Origin of the sequence: Saccharopolyspora hirsuta (assembly GCF_008630535.1) — a bacterium.
In the GTDB taxonomy this organism is placed as follows: Bacteria; Actinomycetota; Actinomycetes; order Mycobacteriales; family Pseudonocardiaceae; genus Saccharopolyspora; species Saccharopolyspora hirsuta.
This window is the reverse complement of the sequence record NZ_VWPH01000007.1, coordinates 239768-260978: the sequence shown is the minus strand read 5'-3', so window position 1 is coordinate 260978 and position 21211 is coordinate 239768. Positions and strand designations below refer to the sequence as shown.

21 protein-coding genes are annotated in these 21211 nt (G+C 72.1%); 14 read left to right on the top strand and 7 right to left on the bottom strand.

The features are described 5' to 3' along the window. Nucleotides 1-44 precede the first annotated feature (44 nt). The 10 genes from F1721_RS16970 (at nt 45) to F1721_RS16925 (ending at nt 12365) form a co-directional block, all read left to right on the top strand. The gene (locus tag F1721_RS16970) at nt 45-1409 is read left to right on the top strand and encodes an MFS transporter (RefSeq protein ID WP_246155058.1); all 1365 of its coding nucleotides are present in this window, start codon (nt 45-47) and stop codon (nt 1407-1409) included. A 33-nt stretch (nt 1410-1442) separates the two neighbouring features. Beyond that, nucleotides 1443-2678, top strand: a complete 1236-nt coding sequence (locus F1721_RS16965) for a cysteine desulfurase family protein (RefSeq protein ID WP_150067662.1) — start codon at nt 1443-1445, stop codon at nt 2676-2678. Nucleotides 2679-2681: 3 nt separating this feature from the next. Next, nucleotides 2682-3770 carry a tRNA 2-thiouridine(34) synthase MnmA gene (gene mnmA, locus F1721_RS16960; protein ID WP_150067661.1) on the top strand — a complete coding sequence of 363 codons (1089 nt, stop codon included), beginning with the start codon at nt 2682-2684 and terminating at the stop codon, nt 3768-3770. A 154-nt stretch (nt 3771-3924) separates the two neighbouring features. Further along, a complete protein-coding gene (locus F1721_RS35115) occupies nt 3925-4839 on the top strand; it encodes an alpha/beta fold hydrolase (protein ID WP_246155050.1) in 915 nt (304 codons plus the stop codon). A 33-nt stretch (nt 4840-4872) separates the two neighbouring features. Continuing rightward, a complete protein-coding gene (locus tag F1721_RS16950) occupies nt 4873-6405 on the top strand; it encodes a fatty acyl-CoA synthetase (protein ID WP_150067660.1) in 1533 nt (510 codons plus the stop codon). 131 nt (nt 6406-6536) lie between these two features. Further along, on the top strand, nt 6537-7565 hold the full coding sequence (locus F1721_RS16945) for a methionine synthase (protein ID WP_150067659.1): 1029 nt from the start codon (nt 6537-6539) through the stop codon (nt 7563-7565). Nucleotides 7566-7727: 162 nt separating this feature from the next. Continuing rightward, nucleotides 7728-8735, top strand: a complete 1008-nt coding sequence (locus F1721_RS16940) for a DUF6461 domain-containing protein (protein WP_211840499.1) — start codon at nt 7728-7730, stop codon at nt 8733-8735. Between the two features lie 85 nt (nt 8736-8820). Further along, nucleotides 8821-9495 (top strand): hypothetical protein, encoded by a 675-nt coding sequence (locus F1721_RS16935; protein WP_150067657.1) that lies wholly within the window; start codon nt 8821-8823, stop codon nt 9493-9495. Nucleotides 9496-9720: 225 nt separating this feature from the next. Next, the gene (gene ligA, locus F1721_RS16930; protein ID WP_150067889.1) at nt 9721-11841 is read left to right on the top strand and encodes an NAD-dependent DNA ligase LigA; all 2121 of its coding nucleotides are present in this window, start codon (nt 9721-9723) and stop codon (nt 11839-11841) included. 38 nt (nt 11842-11879) lie between these two features. Beyond that, nucleotides 11880-12365 carry a GNAT family N-acetyltransferase gene (locus tag F1721_RS16925; protein ID WP_150067656.1) on the top strand — a complete coding sequence of 162 codons (486 nt, stop codon included), beginning with the start codon at nt 11880-11882 and terminating at the stop codon, nt 12363-12365. A 466-nt stretch (nt 12366-12831) separates the two neighbouring features. Here the strand turns inward: F1721_RS16925 and F1721_RS16920 are convergent, their stop codons facing one another. Next, on the bottom strand, nt 12832-13485 hold the full coding sequence (locus F1721_RS16920; protein WP_150067888.1) for an ACT domain-containing protein: 654 nt from the start codon (nt 13483-13485) through the stop codon (nt 12832-12834). A 301-nt stretch (nt 13486-13786) separates the two neighbouring features. Here F1721_RS16920 and gatC point away from each other — a divergent pair, with 301 nt between their 5' ends. Genes gatC through gatB form a run of 4 tightly spaced genes read left to right on the top strand, consistent with a single transcriptional unit; the run spans nt 13787 to nt 17293 of the window. Then, nucleotides 13787-14086, top strand: coding sequence for an Asp-tRNA(Asn)/Glu-tRNA(Gln) amidotransferase subunit GatC (gatC, locus tag F1721_RS16915; RefSeq protein ID WP_093146731.1), 300 nt, complete (start codon nt 13787-13789; stop codon nt 14084-14086). Then, the gene (gene gatA, locus F1721_RS16910; RefSeq protein WP_150067655.1) at nt 14086-15594 is read left to right on the top strand and encodes an Asp-tRNA(Asn)/Glu-tRNA(Gln) amidotransferase subunit GatA; all 1509 of its coding nucleotides are present in this window, start codon (nt 14086-14088) and stop codon (nt 15592-15594) included. Before gatC ends, gatA begins: the two co-directional genes overlap by 1 nt. Further along, nucleotides 15591-15791 (top strand): hypothetical protein, encoded by a 201-nt coding sequence (locus F1721_RS16905; RefSeq protein WP_150067654.1) that lies wholly within the window; start codon nt 15591-15593, stop codon nt 15789-15791. The genes gatA and F1721_RS16905 overlap by 4 nt, the downstream gene beginning before the upstream one ends. Further along, nucleotides 15788-17293 (top strand): Asp-tRNA(Asn)/Glu-tRNA(Gln) amidotransferase subunit GatB, encoded by a 1506-nt coding sequence (gatB, locus tag F1721_RS16900; RefSeq protein ID WP_150067653.1) that lies wholly within the window; start codon nt 15788-15790, stop codon nt 17291-17293. Before F1721_RS16905 ends, gatB begins: the two co-directional genes overlap by 4 nt. 57 nt (nt 17294-17350) lie before the next feature. Here gatB and F1721_RS16895 read toward each other — a convergent pair whose 3' ends face one another. From F1721_RS16895 to F1721_RS16870, 6 genes are read right to left on the bottom strand one after another with little or no spacing between them, the layout of a single operon-like run. Next, nucleotides 17351-17527: a DUF397 domain-containing protein gene (locus tag F1721_RS16895; protein WP_150067652.1), complete on the bottom strand. Its 177-nt coding sequence runs from the start codon at nt 17525-17527 to the stop codon at nt 17351-17353. A gap of 13 nt (nt 17528-17540) precedes the next feature. Then, nucleotides 17541-17717 carry a DUF397 domain-containing protein gene (locus tag F1721_RS16890; RefSeq protein WP_150067651.1) on the bottom strand — a complete coding sequence of 59 codons (177 nt, stop codon included), beginning with the start codon at nt 17715-17717 and terminating at the stop codon, nt 17541-17543. Then, nucleotides 17714-18478: a DUF5753 domain-containing protein gene (locus tag F1721_RS16885; RefSeq protein ID WP_150067650.1), complete on the bottom strand. Its 765-nt coding sequence runs from the start codon at nt 18476-18478 to the stop codon at nt 17714-17716. Before F1721_RS16885 ends, F1721_RS16890 begins: the two co-directional genes overlap by 4 nt. Beyond that, nucleotides 18475-19413 (bottom strand): ribokinase, encoded by a 939-nt coding sequence (locus tag F1721_RS16880; RefSeq protein ID WP_150067649.1) that lies wholly within the window; start codon nt 19411-19413, stop codon nt 18475-18477. The genes F1721_RS16885 and F1721_RS16880 overlap by 4 nt, the downstream gene beginning before the upstream one ends. Nucleotides 19414-19427: 14 nt before the next feature. Beyond that, a complete protein-coding gene (locus tag F1721_RS16875; protein WP_150067648.1) occupies nt 19428-20405 on the bottom strand; it encodes a nucleoside hydrolase in 978 nt (325 codons plus the stop codon). A gap of 53 nt (nt 20406-20458) precedes the next feature. Then, on the bottom strand, nt 20459-21202 hold the full coding sequence (locus F1721_RS16870; RefSeq protein ID WP_211840498.1) for a GntR family transcriptional regulator: 744 nt from the start codon (nt 21200-21202) through the stop codon (nt 20459-20461). Nucleotides 21203-21211: the final 9 nt, after the last annotated feature.

Sequence of the window (21211 nt, the reverse complement as noted above, 5' to 3'; positions counted from 1 at the left end):
CGACTGCTGGACTTCCAGCGCGGTGGAGGTTGCAGGCTGGGCGGGTGGCCACTGCCGAGACGTCCCGAAGCGCTCTGTGGAACCCGGAACGCCGCACCTTCACCGCCGGACTGGTCCTGGTCATCACCCTCGTCGCCTTCGAGGCGATGGGACTGGGCACCGCGCTGCCCACGATCGTCGCCGAGCTCGACGCGCAGCACTGGTACTCCTGGCCGTTCACCGTCTTCCTCGCCGCGAGCGCGATCGGGACGGTGATCGGCGGGCGCCAGTCCGACCGCCGCGGACCGGCGGTCCCGCTGCTGCTGGCGCTGCCCGCGTTCGCGATCGGGTTGCTGGTCGCCGGTTTCGCGCCGACCATGCCGGTCCTGCTGGTGGCGCGCGTGCTGCAGGGGCTGGCCGGTGGGGTGCTGATCGTCGCGCTGTACGTGATGATCGCCAGGGTCTTCCCGGAGGAGCACCGCCCGGCCGCGTTCGGCGCGCTGTCCTCGGCGTGGGTGGTGCCCGCGCTGGTCGGGCCGGTGGTGTCGGGGGTGCTGACCGAGCAGGCGAGCTGGCGGTGGGTCTTCCTCGGGCTGGCCCCGCTGGTCTGCATCGGCGCGGTGATGCTGGTGCCCGCGGCACGGCGGTTCGGCGCGCGTTCGGACGACCCGCCGGTGCCGCGGCCCGGGTTGCCGCTGGCCGCGGTGGGTGCGGCGGGCGGCGTTGTGGCGCTGAACTGGGCCGCGCAGGATCCGGCGGTCGGGTCGCTGCTCGTCGGTCTGGTCGGGGTTGTGGTGCTGGTGCCCTCGCTGCGCCTGCTGCTGCCTGCGGGCACCTTGCGCGCCAGGCCGGGGATCCCGGTGATGGTGCTCTCGCGGGGACTGCTCTCCGGGCTGTTCTTCACCGCGCAGGCGTTCGTCCCCCTGGCGCTGACCGTGGTGCACCACTACTCGCCGACGGCTGCGGGAGTGCCGCTCACGGTGGGCTCGGTCGGGTGGACCGCCGGGGCGCTGTGGCAGAGCAGGCAGCGGGAGCTCCGGCGCGAGCGCGTGGTGGCGGCCGGGTTCGCGCTGGTCGGGGTCGGTATCGCCGGGCTCGCGCTGAGCCTGCCCGCGTGGGGCCCGCACTGGCTGGTCTTCGCGTGCTGGTTCGTCGCCGGGTGCGGGATGGGCATCGGGGTGACCAGCACCTCGGTGCGGGTGCTGGCGCTGTCCGCGGCGGGTGAGCGCGGCTTCAACTCGGCCGCGCTGCAGATCTCGGACATGCTCGGCCAGGCCGCGCTGGTCGGTCTGGGCGGCGTGGTGGTCGCCGCGCTCGCCACCCCGGCGAGCCCGACCGCGGGCGTCGCGCCGCTGGACCTGGCGCTGCTGGTGGCGGCCGGGCTGGCCGCGTTGGCGCTGGTGCGCGCGACTCGCAACCGGACGTCCTGACCAGCGGTCGGCCTGCATTACCCTGGACGGGCGATGACTTACCTCGACCACGCTGCCACCACGCCCATGCGACCGGGGGCGGTCGCAGTGCTCAGCGAGGCGTTGACCCGGATCGGCAACGCCTCGTCGCTGCACACCTCGGGGCGTCGGGCCCGGCGCGCGGTTGAGGAGTCGCGCGAGGACATCGCGGACGCGCTGGGCGCCCGGCCGTCCGAGGTGCTGTTCACCGCGGGCGGCACCGAGAGCGACAACCTGGCGGTCAAGGGGATCTTCTGGGCCCGCCGGGCCGCCGACCCCGCGCGCCGCCGCATCCTCGCGTCGATGGTGGAGCACCACGCGGTGCTCGACGCCGTCGAGTGGCTCGCCGAGCACGAGGGCGCCGAGATCACCTGGCTGAGCGCCGACGAGCACGGCCGGGTGCGCCCGGAGGTGTTCGAGGCGGCGCTGGCCGAGAACCCGGACGACGTGGCGCTGGCCACCGTCATGTGGGCGAACAACGAGGTAGGCACGGTCAACCCGGTCGCGGAGCTGGCCGCCATCGCCGAGCGCCACGGGGTGCCGCTGCACACCGATGCGGTGCAGGCCGTCGAGACCCTGCCGGTGGACTTCGCGGCCTCGGGCGTGTCCGCGCTGACCATGACCGGGCACAAGGTCGGCGGTCCGTACGGCGTGGGCGTGCTGCTGCTGGGCCGGGACGTCAAGTGCACACCGGTGCTGCACGGCGGCGGCCAGGAGCGCGAAGTGCGTTCCGGCACGCTCGACACCCCCGGTGTGCTGGGGCTGGCCGCTGCGGTGCGGGAGGCCGTCGACGCCCGCGAGGCGCACGCGCCGCAGCTGGCGAAGCTGCGCGACGACCTGATCCGCGGTGTGCGCGGCGTGGTCCCGGACGTGGTGCTCAACGGCGACCCCGGGGACGGCACCGTCGGCGGCGGGCCGTCGCGGCTGCCCGGCAACGCGCACTTCACCTTCCCCGGCTGCGAGGGCGACAGCCTGCTGATGCTGCTGGACGCCAAGGGCATCGAGTGCTCCACCGGGTCGGCGTGCACCGCCGGGGTCTCCGAGCCCAGCCACGTGCTGCTGGCGATGGGGGCGGACCCGAAGGCCGCGCGGGGCTCGCTGCGCTTCTCCCTGGGGCACACCTCGACGGCGGCCGATGTACAGGCACTCACCGAGGCCATCGGGCCGGTGGTGCAACGAGCGCGTAGCGCCGGTCTGGCCGGGTTGCGCCGATCTTCGGCGGGGCGGACTGCCACCGCCACGGAGGTGTGAGGCGTGCGAGTACTGGCAGCCATGAGCGGCGGGGTGGACTCCGCGGTCGCCGCGGCGCGAGCGGTGGAAGCCGGGCACGACGTCGTCGGCGTGCACCTGGCGCTGTCGGCCAAGCCCGGCACGCTGCGCACCGGTGCCCGCGGGTGCTGCACCATCGAGGACTCCCGCGACGCGCGCCGCGCCGCCGACCTGCTGGGCATCCCGTTCTACGTGTGGGACTTCGCGGAGCGGTTCACCGAGGAGGTCATCGAGACCTTCGTCGGCGAGTACGCCGCGGGCCGCACCCCGAACCCGTGCCTGACCTGCAACGAGAAGATCAAGTTCGAGGCGCTGCTGGACAAGGCGATGGCGCTGGGCTTCGACGCGGTCTGCACCGGCCACTACGCCCGGCTGTCCGTCGTGGACGGCGTGCCGGAGCTGCGGCGCAGCCGCGACGGGGGCAAGGACCAGTCCTACGTGCTGGCCTCGCTGACCGCCGAGCAGCTGCGGCACTCGATGTTCCCGCTCGGCGACTCGCTGAAGTCCGAGGTGCGGGTGGAGGCGGCCGAGCGCGACCTGGCGGTGGCCGAGAAGCCGGACAGCCACGACATCTGCTTCATCCCGGACGGCGACACCAAGAAGTTCCTGGAGAACAAGCTCGGCCAGCAGCCGGGCAAGCTGGTCGACGCCGAGACCGGCGCGGTGCTCGGCGAGCACACCGGCGTGCACGGCTTCACCATCGGCCAGCGCAAGGGCCTCGGCATCGACGCCCCGGCGGCGGACGGTCGGCCGCGCTACGTGCTGTCGCTGGAACCGGTGTCCGGCACGGTCAAGGTCGGGTCGGCGGAGCGGCTGTCGGTGACCGAGATCGACGCCAAGCGCCCGATCTGGCCCTCCGAGCAGCCGCTGCCCGGCCCGACGGAGTGCGTGATCCAGGTCCGCGCGCACGGCGGCACCGCGGAAGCGGTCGCCGAAGCCGACGGCGACGGCATCCGCGTCCAGCTCCGCCAGCCGCTGCGCGGCGTGGCCCCGGGCCAGGCGATCGTCCTCTACCGCCCGGACGCCGAAGGCGACCTGGTCCTGGGCAGCGGCATCATCTCCGCCACCCGCTGAGGGACTGCTGCGGGCTGATGGCCTTGTCCGCCCTGCCGATGCACTTGGACAGGGATGAAGATGAGGGTTTTCGCCCCGTCGGTGGCGATTTTCTGGTTCAGCGCCGAGCGCGGAGGTCCGCGAGGTCGCCGAGCAGCTCGGCATCACCAAAGCCGTGCTGTACTACCCGTCGAAGGCGGAGCTGGTGCACGGCATCGTGCAGCCGCTGGTCGACGACGTCGAGGTGGTGCTGGCGGGTTTTGCGCAGCTGAGCTTGCCGCGTCGTGCTCGGTGGCGACATGATCACCGCGTGATTCACGTGACAGAGCGGGGGAACGGCGAGCGCGCGGTGTTCGTGCACGGCTCGGGTTCCTGGGCGACGCACGACGCGTTCGGCTTCGGCGCGCAGCTCCCGCTCGCCGAGGACTTCCGGCTCGTGCTCCCGGACCGGCGCGGTTACGGGGGCAGCCCGGACGTCGAGCGCAGCGACTACGCGCAGGACGCCGAGGACATCGCCGAGCTGCTCGACGGCGGCGCGCACCTGGTCGGGCACTCCTCGGGAGGCGTGGTCGCCCTGCTCGCGGCCACGCGTGCCCCTGGGTCGGTGCGGTCGTTGACGTTGATCGAGCCCGCGTGCTTCCAGATCGCTGCCGATGCGCCGCTGGTCGCCGCGGCTTTGGAGCGCAACCGGGCGGCCGTCGCGTCGGTGCCGCCGGACCTCTCGGACGCCGATCTGGTGCGCCTCAACTTCGAGTCGGTCGGCTTCGAAGCCCCCGAGCCGACCCCGGAACTGGCGCGCGCCACGCGGACCGCGCTGAACGAGTTCCCGGCCTGGGAGGCGCAGATCCCGCTCGACCGGCTCGGCGCGTTCCCGAAGCTGGTGATCACCGGTACCTGGGAGGACGCACCGCAGGCGTACCGGGAGCACGGCGGCGAACCGATCATGGAGTGCGCGCGGGTCAGCGCGGAGCGCATCGGCGCGGAGCTGCTTCGGGTTGCCGGTGCTTCGCACTGGCCGCACAGCCAGCGCCCCGACGTCGTCAACGCGGCGCTGCGCGAGTTCTGGAAAGCGGGCGCGTCGCGCGGTTAGTGTCTGGGATCACCTGCGCCGAATGGAGGTCCCATGTCCGATCTTCGCGCCAGCACCGTTGCCGACGTCCTGCGCCGCAGCGCCGCACGGGTCCCGGATCGAGTCGCGCTGCGGTTCGTCGACAGCGCCGGGCGGGAGGCGGAGTGGACCTACGCCGAGCTCGACGACGCGGTCACCCGCGCCGCAGGGCTGCTGCTGGCCGCGGGCGCGAGCAAGGGCGACCGGATCGCGGCCTACGGCAAGAACTCCGACGCCTACCTGATCGGGTTCCTCGCCTGCGCGCGGGCGGGCCTGGTGCACGTGCCGATCAACTACAACCTGACCTCCGGTGAGCTCTCCTACCTGCTGGCGCAGTCGGGCAGCAGCATCGCGCTGGTGGACCCGGCGCTGACGGGCAAGCTCGACGAGGTCCGCGCCGACACCGGGGTGGAGCGCGTGATCCCGCTGCGCGACGACGAGAAGTCGCTGCTCGCGCAGTGCGGTGCAGGTCCCGTCCCAGAGCTCGACGTGGACGTCTCCGACGACGACCTGGTGCAGCTGCTCTACACCTCGGGCACGACGTCGCTGCCCAAGGGCGCGATGATGACCCACCGCGCGCTGCTGCACGAGTACCTGTCCTGCCTGGCCGCGCTGGACTTCGCCGAGGACGACCGGCCGCTGCACGTGATGCCGCTGTACCACTCCGCGCAGATGCACGTGTTCCTGCTGCCGAACCTGATGATCGGCTCCACCAACCGGCTGGTGGAGGTGCCGGAACCGGGCGACATCCTGCGGCGGATCCAGGACGAGCGGATCAGCTCGTTCTTCGCCGCGCCGACGGTCTGGGTGGCGCTGGCCAACCACGCCGACTTCCCCGAGCGGGACCTCAAATCGCTGCGCAAGGCCTACTACGGCGCCTCGATCATGCCCGGCCCGGTGCTGCAGCGGTTGCGGGAGCAGCTGCCGGAACTCGGCTTCTACAACTGCTTCGGGCAGTCCGAGATCGCGCCGCTGGCCACCGTGCTGAGGCCGGAGGAGCACGACGAGCGGCCGGACTCGGCCGGTCGGCCGGTGCTGTTCGTGGAGGCGAAGGTCGTCGACGAGCGGGGCGAGGAGGTCGCGCCGGGGGAGTCCGGCGAGATCGTCTACCGGTCGCCGCAGCTGTGCACCGGGTACTGGGACAAGCCCGAGGAGACCGCCGAGGCGTTCCGCGGCGGCTGGTTCCACTCCGGTGACCTGGTGCGCCGCGACGAGGACGGGTACGTCTTCGTGGTGGACCGGATCAAGGACGTGATCAACACCGGCGGGGTGCTGGTGGCCTCCCGCGAGGTGGAGGACGCGCTCTACGGGCACCCGGCGGTGGCCGAGGTGGCGGTGGTCGCGGTGCCCGATCCGAAGTGGATCGAGCGGATCGCGGCGGTCGTGGTGGCCAAGGGCGAGGTGACCGAGGCGGAGCTGCTCGAGCACGCCCGCGGGCGGCTGGCCGGGTTCAAGGTGCCCAAGGAGATCCACTTCCTCGACGACCTGCCGCGGAACAGCTCCGGCAAGCTCCTGAAGAGGGTCCTCCGGGACCAGCTCGCCGGCTGAGGCTCCGTCTCCACTGGCCACCACCAGGAAAAACGGCGCCCGGGAGAGCGAAATCGCCGCGATCCGGGGCCTCGCCGCTCCAGCGCGCCGCCCGGTCGGGCGGGCGGGCGCGGGCTGTCGATAATGGCGGGGTGACTGACGCACCTTGGGGTCCGGGGATCGCCACCGCCATCGGGTCGATGCCCGGCACGGATCCGGTGGAGACCGCGCGCACCGTGGTCGGGGAGCTGCCCGACCTGGCGCCGTTCCCGGAGCTGCCGGGCCGCGGCGTCGGCGCCGACGTCCTGGGCCGCACCGCGGGCCTGCTGGTGGACCTGGCCGTCGAGGTCGTGCCCTCCGGCTACCGGGTCGCCGGTCGGCCCGGCCGGGACCAGCAGCGCGCCGTCGACCTGCTGCGCTGGGACATGGACGCGCTGGAGCAGGCGGTCGCGGAGAAGGGCACGCCCCGCGCGGTGAAGGTGCAGGCAGCAGGCCCGTGGACGCTCGCAGCGGGCATCGAGCTGCACCGAGGTCACCGGGTGCTCACCGACCACGGCGCGCTGCGCGACTTCGCGGAGTCGCTGACCGAAGGCCTGCGCGAGCACGTGGCGCAGGTGGCCAGCCGCACCGGTTCCCGCGTGGTGGTGCAGCTGGACGAACCGTCGCTGCCCGCGGTGCTCGCGGGTGCCCTGCCCACGCCGTCCGGCTACGGCAAGGTTCCCGCAGTCCCGGAACCCGACGCCCAGCGCCTGCTCGCCGAGGTGATCGAAAAGCTCGCGGCGGCAACGGATTCGCCGGTGATCGTGCACTGCTGCGCCCGGCGACCCCCGGTCGCGCTGCTGCGTCGCGCGGGTGCGGGCGCGATCGCGCTGGACGCCTCCGGACTCGGCGACGTCTCCGGTGCTTTCGCCGACGAACTCGGCGAAGCGTGGGAGGAGGGCACCACGCTGTTCCTCGGCCTGGTCCCCAGCACCGAACCGGCGAACGCGACCCTGCGCACCCTCGCGCAACCGGCGTTCGACCTGGCCTCCCGCCTCGGCTTCGCCCGAAAGGCCCTCGCCGAGCGAAGCGTCCCAACCCCGACCTGCGGCCTCGCCGGAGCAACCCCGGCCTGGTCCCGCCGAGCGATCAGCCTCACCAACGACCTGGCCAAGCTCTTCGCCGACGAAGCCGAGCAGTAGTCGATCCGGCGCGGGGATCGACGATCGGCTTGGTCCGAGTGGCGCAGGTGGTGCCACCGGGTGAGTCCTCTGTGGACTTCCGGTGCCGATCCGGCCGTCGTCGGGGCGGGTCTTTTTCCGATTCGCCGGTGAGGGCCTTCGTGCGCTGGTATTAAGGGGGATGTGGGCAGCTACTGCGTCAGCGAGATCGAGCGCGCCGGGTGGGTTCGGCGCAGCATCATCCAGGAAGCTGCGTGCCTGACTTTCGTGCGCGGTGGCGATCTCGACCAGGTGGCCGGGGCGTTCGGGGCGGTCGCCGGGTTCGGGCGGGAGCTCGACGTCGACGAGTTCTGCGAGGAGGCCTTCGCCAACCAGGAGAAGCACCCGATGGTCGCGCTCAAGCAGCTCGGCGACTGGGTGCTGGTCATCGAGGACAGCGGGCTGCAGGGGCAGCGGCCGGAAGTGCTGCGGCGGGCCGCGGAGACCGACGCTGTCTCGGTGTTCTGGGACGGCGGTGGGATGACCCGCTTCTCGCACGCCGTGCAGGGCGAGCTGCGGACCGCGTTCGAGGCGGTGCTGCCGGAGTTCCGGGAGGGCACCGACCCCGACGGGCTTGAGGAGCTGCGCGGTGATCTGCCCTGGTCGCAGGCCGATCCGGTGGCGCTGATGCTGGCGCTGGCCGGGCGGATCACCGGATTGCCGCCGAGCCCCGGCTGGCTGGCCGGGCGGCTGCGCACCTTCCCCGTCGCGCCGTGGCCGGACGACCTGGTCCCGGTCGCCGACCCGCTGGAGCAGGTCGCCGGTTACCCGCCGGAGCTGATCTCGGCGCTGCGCTCGGCCGGTGCGCGGCCGCTGCGGCGGGCCGCGGCGGTCATCGCCCGGCAGGTGATCGTCACCGCCGACTGCGTGGACCACCCGGTGCTGCGCCGCACCGCGTGCTGCTTGAGCACCGGATCCCCGGTCGACCACGCCGAGCTCGCCGCCGCCGTGCGGGAGCTGTCCTGGCGGAGCGTTCACAGCCGCCCGTGCAGCAAGACCCGCGCGCACCTGCGGGCAGCGGAGGCGGTGCGCCTGGCGACGCACAGCGACCCGCTGACCGCGCTGGCCGGAGTCCTGGGCGCGGCGCGGCAGGTGCGCGGCGTGGAGATCGGGGAGCTGGCGAGCATCGTCGCGACCGAACTGGCTCCGTGACCGATCGGTGCAGGTCGGCGGGTTCGGCCCGGTGACTCTGCCCGTTCGGCCCCGAGCCGGGCGACCCGACCGGCACAATGGGGGCATGTTCAGGTTCCTCCGCCGCCGTGCCGCTGAAGACGCCGTCGAACCGGTCGACGTGCACGCCGAGGCGGCTGCTCGCGCCGAGGTGTTCTGGCAGCGCTGGGACGACCTGCTGCCCGAGCTCGCCTCCGCGCTCGGCGACAGCGAGCCGCAGCGCGTCGAGAACCTGGTGGCCGACATGGTGGCTGCGGTGCACCCGAACCTGACCTTCGCCATCGAGCACGGCGAGAAGGCGGTGTACGCGCTGGTGCTCAGCGGCCAGGCCGACCCCGAGCTGCGGCCCTACACCGACGCCTGGATCGCGGCGGCGCCGGAGCAGGACACGCTGTGGGAGTACCACGACTCGGTGCCGCCGGTGCCGGACCCGACCGAGGTCACGGTGAACCTGCGCGGCGAGAAGTACCCGCTGGGCGAGGTGCGGGTGGCCGCGCAGGTCGACGAGGCCGAAGGCGTGGTCGACGTGGCCGTCTACCACCCCGGGTTCCAGGACCTGGAGGACAAGGCGCGCCGGGCGCTGACCTTCCTGCCCCTGGACGCGACCCTCGGCGAGCGCCTGGCGGCCGACCGGCTGGGCCGGGTGGAGACCGCGGAGCGGGAACCGGAGGGCGCGATCGGCCTGCTGGAGCTCCGCGAACTGGTCCGCGACCTGGACCGCACCGCCTCCCCGGAATCCTGACCCCGCTGGCAGCGGACGGCCGGGCCGGTCGTCCGGTCCGCAGTTTCAGTTGAAACTGTGGGTCACCGTGGCCGACGGCCGCAGTTTCAGTTGAAACTGTGACGCCGGGAGGAGTCCGGGCCCGGCGAGCCGCTGCGTGCCGTTGTCGGGGCCGCTCGCTAGTCTCGGGGCGTGACCAGCAAGGACGTGGACGACCGCAACCCGGACAACGGCGCTGAGGAGACCGTGCCGACCGACCCCGCCGCCGACCGGGCGGCCGAGGGCGTCGAGGACGTGCCCGCCGACGTGCGCGAGCGCTACGCGGAGCTCGCCGAGGAGGTCCGCGGCCACCAGTTCCGCTACTACGTGCTCGACTCGCCGACCATCTCCGACGGCGAGTTCGACGAGCTGTTCGCCCAGCTGCAGCGGCTGGAGGCCGAGCACCCGGCCTTGCAGGCACCCGACTCGCCGACGCAGGTCGTCGGCGGCACCTTCTCCACCGAGTTCACCCCGGTCGCGCACCTCGAGCGGATGCTGAGCCTGGACAACGCGTTCAGCACCGAGGAGCTGCAGGCCTGGGTCGAGCGGGTGGAGCGCGAGGTCGGCGGCGACGCGCACTACCTGTGCGAGCTGAAGATCGACGGCCTGGCGATCAACCTGCTGTACCGGGACGGGCGGCTGGAGCGGGCGCTGACCCGCGGTGACGGCCGCACCGGCGAGGACGTCACGCTCAACGTGCGCACCATGGCCGACGTGCCCGAGCAGCTCACCGGCACCGACGAGTACCCGGTGCCCGCGCTGGTCGAGGTGCGCGGCGAGGTGTTCTTCCGCGTCGACGAGTTCGCCGAGCTCAACGCCGGGCTGGTGGAGGCGGGCAAGCCGCCGTTCGCCAACCCGCGCAACGCCGCCGCGGGCTCGCTGCGGCAGAAGGACCCGCGGATCACCCGGACCCGCCCGCTGCGGATGATCTGCCACGGCCTGGGCAAGCGCGAGGGCTTCGAGCCGCAGCGGCAGTCCGAGTCCTACGCGGCGCTCAAGGCGTGGGGGCTGCCGGTGTCCCGGCACACCGTCGTGCTGTCCACTGTGGATGAGCTGACCAAGCACATCGAGCACTGGGGCAAGCACCGCGACTCCGCCGAGCACGAGATCGACGGCATCGTGATCAAGGTCGACGAGGTGCCGCTGCAGCGCCGCCTCGGCGCCACCTCCCGCGCCCCGCGCTGGGCCATCGCCTACAAGTACCCGCCGGAGCAGGCCACCACGAAGCTGCTGGACATCCAGGTCAACGTGGGCCGCACCGGGCGGGTCACGCCGTTCGCGGTGATGGAGCCGGTCAAGGTCGCCGGGTCCACGGTGTCGATGGCGACCCTGCACAACGCCGACGAGGTGCGCCGCAAGGGCGTGCTGATCGGCGACCGGGTGGTCATCCGCAAGGCCGGTGACGTGATCCCCGAGGTGCTCGGCCCGGTGGTCGACGTGCGCACCGGTGACGAGCACGAGTTCGTGATGCCCGCGACCTGCCCGGAGTGCGGGTGGCCGCTGGCGCAGCAGAAGGAGGGCGACGTCGACCTGCGCTGCCCGAACGCCCAGGGCTGCCCCGGGCAGCAGCGCGAGCGGCTGTTCTACCTGGCCAGCCGCAAGGTGCTGGACATCGACGCGCTCGGCTACGAGGCCGCGGGCGCGCTGCTGGCCGCGGGCGTGATCGACGACGAGGGCGACCTGTTCGACCTCGACGAGCCGAAGCTGCTCAAGACGCCGCTGTTCACCACCAAGGAGGGCAACCTCTCGGCCAACGGCGCCAAGCTGCTGGCCAACCTGGAGACGGCCAAGGAGAAGCCGCTGTGGCGGGTGCTGGTGGGGCTGTCCATCCGGCACGTCGGCCCGACCGCGGCGCAGGCGCTGGCCCGCGAGTTCGGGTCGCTGGACCGGATCGAGGCGGCCTCCGAGGAGGAGCTGGCCGCCGCCGACGGGGTCGGCCCGACCATCGCCACCGCGGTGCGCGAGTGGTTCGCGGTGGACTGGCACCAGGAGATCGTGCGCAAGTGGCGGGCCGCCGGGGTGCGGATGGCCGACGAGCGCGACGAGTCGATCCCGCGCACCCTCGAAGGCCTGTCGATCGTGGTCACCGGCACCCTGCAGACCTTCTCCCGGGACGAGGCCAAGGAGCTGATCATGGCCCGTGGCGGGCGCGCGGCCGGATCGGTGTCGAAGAAGACGGCGTTCGTGGTGGTCGGCGACTCGCCGGGCTCGAAGTACGACAAGGCGATGCAGCTCAAGGTGCCGGTGCTCGACGAGGACGGCTTCCGCGTGTTGCTCGACGACGGCCCGGAGGCGGCGGCGGAGGTCGCGCTGCCCGCCGAGGAGTGACCCGGCCGCTGTCGGTGCGCATTGGCAGGATCGGCGGCATGACGACAGTTCGGGTGGCCCGGTCGGCCGAGTACGAGGCGATCGGCGAGATCGCAGTCCGCGCCTACACCGAGGCGGGCAGCATGCCCGCCGACGTCGACTACGCCTCGGTGCTGCGCGACGCGGCCGACCGCGCGGAGCGTGCCGAGCTGCTGGTCGCCCTCGTCGGCGACAAGCCGGTCGGCACGGTCACCGTGGTCCAGCCCGGCACCGCCTACGCCGAGATCTCGCAGCCCGGTGAGCTGGAGTTCCGCATGCTCGCGGTGGCGCCGGAAGCGATGGGCAACGGCGTCGGCCGAGCGCTGGTGCGAGCGGTGATCGACCGGGCCCGCGAGCAGGACCTGAAGCGCGTGGTGCTCTGCGTGAAGGACACCTCGGAGACGGCCCAGCGCCTCTACCGGAACCTGGGCTTCGAACGCTGCCCGGACCGCGACTGGACCCCGGCCCCGGACGTCCACCTCCTGGCCTTCGCCCTGGACCTGTGAGCCCGCCCCGAACCGGTCCGTTCGGCTCGGGTGACCGCAGTTTCAGGTGGAACTGCGGTCGGGCCGTCGGGGTCGGTGGAGTGCGATTTCAGTGAGGTTTTTCCAACCTCGTTCTGCGTGGCGGTGCCGGTGGCGGAACCTCAGCGCCCGCCTGGACTCCGGGTGCCCTGGCTTGTGCATGACCCGATACACGGCGTCAGGGCCGTCCTCGCCGGAAGGAACCCCGGAGGGGTGGGCACCGTGAACCCGCGGCGGTGCGAGTTGCGAGGGTGGGTTATGCGCCTGGCGGCGCATGCGGCACCTGCCGATCGGTGCAGTTCGCCCTTCGCGGCTGCGGTCCATGAACAAGTTCAATGGAAATCGGACCTCTGATTTCCATTGAAATCGCGGAAGTTCCCCCGCGCCCGGGCGTGTCGGGGTCCGACATGCCGGGGGATGCCGTGGAGGGCGCCGGATTCGATCGGAATCAGCCGTCGAGGACGACGGAGACGATGCCTGCGAGGTGGGCGAGGCGGGCGAGTTCCGCGGCGCGGAACATCGGGCCGCCCGGACGGCCCGCCAGCAGGACCCGGTCCGGCTTGCCGATGGGGGTGGCCGCCAGCTCGGTGCCCAGCTCCTGCCAGGTCTCCGGGACCCAGGTGTCGTCGCCGTCGAGGATCGTGGCGCGCGGCAGCGGCAGCCACGGCAGCTCCAGGTAGCCCTCCTGCGGGGCGGAGGTGCTCGCCGCCAGCTGCTCCGCGCCGCCGGAGCGGTGGCCGAAGACGATCGCCCACCCGGAGCGGATGATCTTGGGGACGCCTTCGGCGAAGATCTGCAGGCCGCGACCGGGCTCGGCGGCGATCTCCTCGACCAGCTCGAGCTCGCGGTGGGTGTCCAGCACGCCCGCGTAGGGGCGGACCGCGTCGACGGTGACGCCTTCGACGGATTCGGCCGCGGTGATCAGCACGTCCGGCAGGCGCCCGGAGGGCAGCTCCACCACCAGGTCGTCGATCGCCACGCCGCCCGCCCGCTCGACGACGTCGACGCTGAGGATGTCGGCACCGATCTCGCCGAGCGCGCTCGCCACCGAGCCGAGGTTGCCCGGCCGGTCCGGAATCTGCACCCGGATGAGGAAGGACACCGGACTCAAGCCTCCAGTTTCGTGCGCGACACCTCGCCGGTCGCGCTGCTCCAGGCGCACGAGGCCGCACTCCAGCGGCTCCTCGCACGAGGAACTGGCCCTGAAATTGTGGCAGATCCCGGTAGCTCCCGGTGCCACCGCCGTCCACGCAGTGAAACGATCGACGGCTTTCGAAGGTTCCCGGGCGCACGGTCCTGCGCGCAGTTGCGCGCAGGCACGCAACCCCAGGAATGTTCCTGGCCGCCTCGTCAATAGACTGGGCGGTACCCGTGAAACCGGACATGACCAGGGAGCCTTCGCAGTGTCCAAGATCTCCCGCGACGAGGTCGCGCACCTCGCCGGCCTGGCGCGGCTGGCCGTCACCGAGGCCGAGCTCGACACCTTCGCCGGCCAGCTGGACCAGATCCTCGATGCGGTGGCCAAGGTGGGCGAGGTCGCTGCGGACGACATCCCGCCGACTTCCCACGCCGTGCCGGTGACCAACGTCTTCCGCGAGGACGAGGTGCGGCCGGGCTTGACGCGCGAGCAGGCGCTCGCTGCCGCGCCCGCCGCTGAAGAGGACCGGTTCCGCGTGCCGCGGATTCTCACCGAGGAGGCCTGATGACGACCGCATCTGGCGGCAGCCTGACCGGGCTGACCGCGTCCGAGCTCGCCGCGAAGCTGGAGGCGGGTGAGGTCTCGTCGGTCGAGGTGACGCAGGCCCACTTGGACCGGATCGCGGCCGTGGACTCGGTCGTGCACGCGTTCCTGCACGTGGACACCGAGGGCGCGCTGGCCGCGGCCCGCCGCGCCGACGAGGACCGCGCCGCGGGCGAGGCCGCTTCGCCGCTGGCCGGGGTCCCGCTGGCGCTCAAGGACGTCTTCACCACCACCGACATGCCCACCACCTGCGGCTCCAAGATGCTGGAGGGCTGGGTCCCGCCGTACGACGCGACCGTGACCAAGCGGCTGCGCGAGGCGGGCGTGGTCATCCTCGGCAAGACGAACATGGACGAGTTCGCGATGGGCTCGTCGACCGAGAACTCCGCCTACGGCCCGACCCGCAACCCGTGGGACCTCAACCGCATCCCGGGTGGTTCCGGTGGCGGTTCGTCGGCGTCGCTGGCCGCGTTCGAGGCGCCGCTGGCCATCGGCACCGACACCGGCGGCTCCATCCGCCAGCCGGGCGCGGTGACCGGCACGGTCGGCGTGAAGCCGACCTACGGCGGGGTGTCCCGCTACGGCCTGGTCGCGTTCTCCTCGTCGCTGGACCAGCCGGGGCCGTGCGCCCGCACGGTGCTGGACGCCGCGCTGCTGCACGAGGTCATCGGCGGGCACGACCCGCTGGACTCGACCTCGATCGACCAGCCGGTGCCGCCGGTCGTCGCCGCTGCTCGCGAGGGCGCCTCCGGTGACCTCAAGGGCGTGCGCGTCGGCGTGGTGCGCGAGCTCTCCGGCGACGGCTACCAGCCGGGCGTGCAGCGCGCGTTCGACGCCGCGGTGCAGCAGCTGGCCGCGCTGGGCGCGGAGGTCGTCGAGGTTTCCTGCCCGCACTTCACCTACGCGCTGCCCGCGTACTACCTGATCGCGCCGAGCGAGTGCTCCTCGAACCTGGCCCGCTTCGACGCGATGCGCTACGGCCTGCGCGTCGGCGACGACGGTGCGCGCAGCGCCGAGGAGGTCATGTCGCTGACCCGCGAGGCCGGGTTCGGCCCGGAGGTCAAGCGGCGCATCATGCTCGGCACCTACGCGCTGTCCTCGGGCTACTACGACGCCTACTACGGGCAGGCGCAGAAGGTGCGGACGCTGATCACCCGCGACTTCGCCGCCGCGTTCGAGCAGGTCGACGTGCTGGTCTCGCCGACCACCCCGACCACCGCGTTCGAGATCGGCGAACGGGTCGACGACCCGATGGCGATGTACCTCGCCGACCTGTGCACGATCCCGTCGAACCTGGCCGGCAACGCCGCGATGAGCGTCCCCTGCGGACTGTCCGATGAGGACGGCCTGCCGGTCGGGCTGCAGATCATGGCCCCGGCGATGGCCGACGACCGGCTCTACCGGGTCGGGGCCGCGTACGAGACCGCGCGCGGTGCGCTCCGCGTGCCCGAGCTGGAGGTGGCGGTATGAACCCGAAGTTGAAGGCGGCGTTCCAGCTGGCCTCGGTGCTGTCCGCGGCTTTCGGCCTGCGGGCGAGCATCCGCGCGGCGCGGGAGAAGAAGGACAAGCTGGAGCTGGCGGACGCGATCATCACCGCAGCCGGGCTGATCACCGGCACCGCGCTGGCCGTGCGCGCGCTGCGCAAGGGCGAGGAGGACGAGAAGTGACCGCCGTCGCCGAGATCATGGACTACGACGAGGTCCTGGCCCGGTTCGACCCGGTGCTCGGCCTCGAGGTGCACGTCGAGCTGTCCACGAAGACGAAGATGTTCTGCGGCTGCGCCAACGCCTTCGGCGCGGAGCCCAACACCCAGGTGTGCCCGGTGTGCCTGGGCCTGCCGGGTGCGCTGCCGGTGGTCAACGGCAAGGCCGTGGAGGCCGCGATCCGGATCGGCCTGGCGCTGAACTGCCAGGTCGCGGAGTGGTGCCGGTTCGCCCGGAAGAACTACTTCTACCCGGACATGCCGAAGAACTTCCAGACCTCGCAGTACGACGAGCCGATCGTGCACGACGGCTACCTGGACGTGGTGCTGGACGACGGCGAGACGTTCCGGGTCGAGATCGAGCGCGCGCACATGGAGGAGGACACCGGCAAGTCGCTGCACGTGGGCGGCAGCACCGGTCGCATCCACGGCGCGGACCACTCGCTGCTGGACTACAACCGCGCCGGTGTGCCGCTGATCGAGATCGTCACCAAGCCGATCGTCGGCGCCGGTGAGCGCGCCCCCGAGGTCGCCCGCGCCTACGTCACCGCGCTGCGGGACCTGCTGCGCGCGCTGGACGTCTCCGACGTGCGGATGGACCAGGGCTCGCTGCGCTGCGACGCGAACGTGTCGCTGATGCCGAAGGGCTCGGCGGAGTTCGGCACCCGCACCGAGACGAAGAACGTCAACTCGCTGCGCAGCGTGGAGCGCGCGGTGCGCTTCGAGATGCAGCGGCACGCGGCGGTGCTGGCCTCCGGCGGCTCGATCCTGCAGGAGACCCGGCACTTCGACGAGTCCACCGGCACCACGTCGGCGGGCCGCCGCAAGGAGACCTCCGAGGACTACCGGTACTTCCCGGAGCCGGACCTGGTGCCGATCGCGCCGTCCCGCGAGTGGGTCGAGGAGCTGTCCAAGACCCTGCCTGAGCTGCCGTGGGAGCGCCGCAAGCGCGCCAAGGAGCAGTGGGGCCTGTCCGACGAGGAGCTGCGCGACCTGGTCAACGCCGGGGCGCTGGAGCTGATCGCCGAGACGGTGGAAGCCGGTGCGCAGCCGGGCGACGCCCGCTCCTGGTGGGTCTCCTACCTCGCGCAGCAGGCCAACACCCGCGGTGTGGAGCTGGCCGACCTGGACATCTCCCCGAAGCAGGTGGCGCGGGTGATCGCCCTGGTCGCCGAGGGCAAGCTGACCAACAAGCTGGCCCGCCAGGTGGTCGACGGGGTTCTCGCCGGTGAGGGCGAGCCGGACGACGTGGTGGCGGCCCGCGGCCTGGAGGTCGTCTCCGACGACTCCGCCCTGCAGAAGGCGATCGACGAAGCGCTGGCGGCCCAGCCGGACGTGGCGGACAAGATCCGCGGCGGCAAGGTCCAGGCGGCGGGCGCGATCGTCGGCGCGGTCATGAAGGCCACCAAGGGCCAGGCCGACGCGAAGCGGGTCCGCGAGCTGGTCCTGGCGGCCTGCGGCCAGTAGTCCTGACAGCGGAGGGCACCTCAGGCGAGCAGATCGCCGGAGGTGCCCTCCGTGCGTTCAGCGGAGACTGGCGAGGAAGTCGCGCCAGACGGCGTGGCTGACCTGGATCTGCCCGTCGTTGGGGGATTTGGAGTCGCGGACGGCAACGGTGCGGTCGGTTAATCGAACCTCGACGCACGTGTTGCTTGCAGCTGAACTGCGGCTGCTCTTGAACCATCCGGCGTCATAGCTCATCGTTTGAGGCCTTTCAGCGGAGGCTGGTCAGGAACTTTCGCCAAGCGCTGTGACTGATCTGGACGTGTCCGTCGTCGGGGGCCTTGGAGTCCCGCACGGTGACGGCTTGGTCGGTTAATCGGACCTCGACGCAGGCGTTGCTGGACGCCGAGCTCTTGGTGCTCTTGAACCATCCGGTGTCGTAGCTCATCGCTGCATGTCCCTCAGTCTGGTCAGGAGAAGGTTGCTCGTCTTCTTCGGTGACAGCGCCAACTTCCGCACTCGATCGAACGCGCGGAACATGGGGCCAGTGTCCTCTTCTTGATCGTGATAGGTCGCTGGGCCATGTGAAGCGCTGAACGCGATCTTCGGTGCAGCTTCACCGAAATCGAGCGTGATCAGCCCGCCACCGAGCAGCGGATTGTCCGGGGCGCTGCTGGCCATCACCTGTACGACTACGCTCGGACGTTCGCTGAGCTGCAACAGATGCAAGATCTGCCCGCGCAGAACGGAAAGGCTTCCCACGACTTGCTGCAGCGCGGTCTCGGTGAGCACGAAGACGACCTCTTTGGGTACGTCCGACTCCAGAACTCGCTTCTGCTGGTCCAACCGGTATGCGATTCGACGCTCGACCTCTTCTGGATCGTGGTCCCACCAGACGCCGTCTCCTGCCTTCATGAGGGCACGCACGTAGTCGTGCGTCTGCGCCAGCCCGGGGATGATGCCGGTGTCGTAGAAGCCGATGGCCTTGGCGTCGGCTTGGAGGTCTGCGAGGCGTTCGAACGAACGCGGCAGCTGGTCGGTGTAGGTCCGGCCGCGTTGGCGTTTGCGGGCTTGGGCGCCGAGTTCCAGGACCGTCTGACGCTCGTCCTCGGTGACTTCGTAGAAGTCCAGCAGGGTTTTCAGCTCGTCGGTGCTGAAGGAGCCCTTCGCGGTTTCGACCTGGCTAAACGTCGCACGGGTGGGCCTCACCTGGGCGGAGCTGCTTCGGCGGTGCTGAGGACGCGGTCGAGCTTCGGGTACGACGGTTGTGCGCCGGGTTGCTGGACGCTGCAGGCTCCGACGAGGGTGGCCCAGCGGGCGGCGGTGGGGAGCGGGTCGCCTTGGCTGAGGCGCCAGGCCACGGTGGCGGCGAAGGCATCTCCGGCTCCCGTGGTGTCGACCGCGTCGGCCGGTACTCCGGGAACGTGCTCGGCGCGGTCGGGTTCTGCGACGGCCGCACCGCGCGGGCCGAAGGTGACCACGGCCGATCGCACTCCGAGCTGCAGGAGGGCCGACGCGTGCGCGATGTCCTCGTCAGGTACCGGAAAACCGTTGCGTTGCAGGATTTCCCGCGCCTCGTGCTCGTTGACGATCAGCGGGTCGGCGGCCGAGAGCACCTCGGCGGGCAGGTCGACCACGGGGGAGAGGTTCAGCACCAAGCGGGTTCCGGCGGCTCGCGCCGCGCGGGCGGTCGCGGCTGCGGTCGCCACCGGGATCTCCAGGACGACCGAGACCACCCGCGCGGACGCGATCAGCGGCTGGGCAGCGGTGATGTCGGCCGGGCACAGCTGCGCGTTGGCGGCCGCGGACACGATGATGCTGTTCTCGCCGGTGGCGGCGACGCTGATCAGCGCGGTTCCGGTGGCCGCCGACCGGTCGCGGCGGGTGTGCGCGGTGTCGACGCCGTCGGCCCGCAGCGCGGCCAGCAGGGTGTCGCCGTGCGCGTCCGCGCCGACGCGGCCGACCAACGCGGTCCGGGCGCCGAGCCGCGCCGCGGCCACCGCCTGGTTCGCGCCCTTGCCGCCCGCGCTGGTGGTCAAGGCGGTCGCCTGCACCGTTTCGCCGGGCAGCGGGTGCCGTTGCACGCCCGCGGTGAGGTCGATGTTCAGGGACCCGACCACGACGAGGTCCACCTCGCGCGACATCGCACCTCCTCCGCTCACGCGACGCGCCGCGCGGGTGCGGCGCTGCAGAGCCGGTCGACCAGCAGTTCCGGGAACGTGCGGTCGGTTTCCAGCACCACCCGCACGGTCGCGCCCTCCTGGGGCGGGAAGTTCCGGTACTGCCCGCGGAGGTCCGCGACGGTCGCGCCGCGGCCCGGCCCGTCCTCGGTGTCGACGTCGACCGCCACGACCGGTGCCAGCAGCGGCTCGACGTCGCCGACCGCGATGGCCGCGGCCAGCGGGTCGTGGCAGGCGGCCTTGCGCTCGCCGAAGACCGTGCTCTCGTAGAAGTCGAAGTACTGGTCCAGGATCGACGCGGTGAAGGTCGCCACCGGGGAACCCGTCGCGGCGAGCCGCCGCTGGTGGTCCTCGGTGATGACCTCGGTCATGGTGGCGTCGAGCGGCACCAGCGTCACCGGCCACCCGGCTTGCAGCACGATCCGGGCCGCTTCGGGGTCGTTGTGGATGTTCGCCTCGGCGGCGGGGGTGACGTTGCCCGGGTGCCGCAGCGCGCCGCCCATGATCGTGACGTGCTTGACCAGTCGCGGCAGTTCCGGTTCGAGCAGCAGCGCGGTGGCGAGGTTGGTCAGCGGGCCGACGGCGAGCAGGTGCACGGTCCCGGGGTTCTGCCGAGCCAGGCGCACGATCAGCTCGGCGGCCGGTTCGCTGCTCGGCGCGGCCGTCGGGGCGGGCAGGTTCGTGTTTCCCAGACCGTCGTCGCCGTGCACGTACGAGGCGAGGTGCGAGCCGCCGCGCCAGTTGCTGCGGGCGCCGACGGCCACCGGGATGTCCGGCCGCCCGGCCAGCTCCAGGACCCGCAGCGTGTTGAGCGCCGCGGTGTCGGCGTCGGTGTTGCCGAACACCGTCGTCACCGCGCCGATCTCCACGTCCGGGTCCCCGAGCAGGTACAGCAGCGCGAGCGCGTCGTCGATGCCGGTGTCGCAGTCGACGATCAGGGTTTCCTCGGACGCCATCGGTTGCGGGCCTTTCTGCTTTCGGGGGTCGCGCTCCGGCGGGGCCGGGCTGCTCATCGGGACTGGCGCACCGGGATGCTCGGCGCGCCGCTGGGCAACACGTACTTCGCCGCGATCAGCGGGGTGCGCTCGATCGAGACGACCTGGGTGATCAGCACCACCGGGGTGTCCGGTGACCGGTCGAAGACCTCCCCGCGGCGCCGCCCGAGCACGGTCGCGGTCAGCGAGCTCGTGCCGCTGAGCGGCAGGTACGGGTCGAGGTCGGAGAGCACGTGCAGCATCGTGTTCGGCTGCCCCTCGGCGCTCGCCAGCGCTCCGGGCAGCCGCGCATCGACGGCGGCCAGCGCCTCGTCGTGCACGCTCCACTCCTCCACCAGGCAGCTGGGCACGCCGTCGACGTCGACGACGCTCTCCCAGAACCAGATGTCGCAGCTCGCCGGCACCGGCAGGTGCTGCATCACCAGGTCCGTCGGCTCCTCGATGATCCGCACCAGCGGTCGGACCTTGGAGCCGTCGGCCCCGAGCAGGCTCTCGACCGGCTGCAACCGCTCGAACCCGCGCCGGGCCGGGCGGTCGTTGACGGTCCGGCCCACTCCGCGCCGGACGGTGATCACGCCGTCCTCCTGCAGCAGGATGAGCGCCTCGCGCAGCGCCGGTCGGCTCACGCCGAGGTCGGCGGCGAGCTTCGGTTCGGACGGCAGCGTCGAGCCCGGCGGGTAGGCACCCTGCCGGATTGCCTCGACGATCCGCTCGTAGAGCTCCACGACCGGTCGCCGTTGCGGTCGTCTGGCCGCCACGTCGCACCC

What these genes read in the sequence shown, in the direction of transcription:
- F1721_RS16965 (WP_150067662.1), top strand. Translation starts at nt 1,443, where the DNA reads ATGACTTACCTCGACCACGCTGCCACCACGCCCATGCGACCGGGGGCG.
- F1721_RS16950 (WP_150067660.1), top strand. Translation starts at nt 4,873, where the DNA reads ATGTCCGATCTTCGCGCCAGCACCGTTGCCGACGTCCTGCGCCGCAGC.
- F1721_RS16935 (WP_150067657.1), top strand. Translation starts at nt 8,821, where the DNA reads ATGTTCAGGTTCCTCCGCCGCCGTGCCGCTGAAGACGCCGTCGAACCG.
- F1721_RS16925 (WP_150067656.1), top strand. Translation starts at nt 11,880, where the DNA reads ATGACGACAGTTCGGGTGGCCCGGTCGGCCGAGTACGAGGCGATCGGC.
- gatA (WP_150067655.1), top strand. Translation starts at nt 14,086, where the DNA reads ATGACGACCGCATCTGGCGGCAGCCTGACCGGGCTGACCGCGTCCGAG.
- F1721_RS16905 (WP_150067654.1), top strand. Translation starts at nt 15,591, where the DNA reads ATGAACCCGAAGTTGAAGGCGGCGTTCCAGCTGGCCTCGGTGCTGTCC.
- F1721_RS16895 (WP_150067652.1), bottom strand. Translation starts at nt 17,527, where the DNA reads ATGAGCTATGACGCCGGATGGTTCAAGAGCAGCCGCAGTTCAGCTGCA.
- F1721_RS16890 (WP_150067651.1), bottom strand. Translation starts at nt 17,717, where the DNA reads ATGAGCTACGACACCGGATGGTTCAAGAGCACCAAGAGCTCGGCGTCC.
- F1721_RS16880 (WP_150067649.1), bottom strand. Translation starts at nt 19,413, where the DNA reads ATGTCGCGCGAGGTGGACCTCGTCGTGGTCGGGTCCCTGAACATCGAC.
- F1721_RS16875 (WP_150067648.1), bottom strand. Translation starts at nt 20,405, where the DNA reads ATGGCGTCCGAGGAAACCCTGATCGTCGACTGCGACACCGGCATCGAC.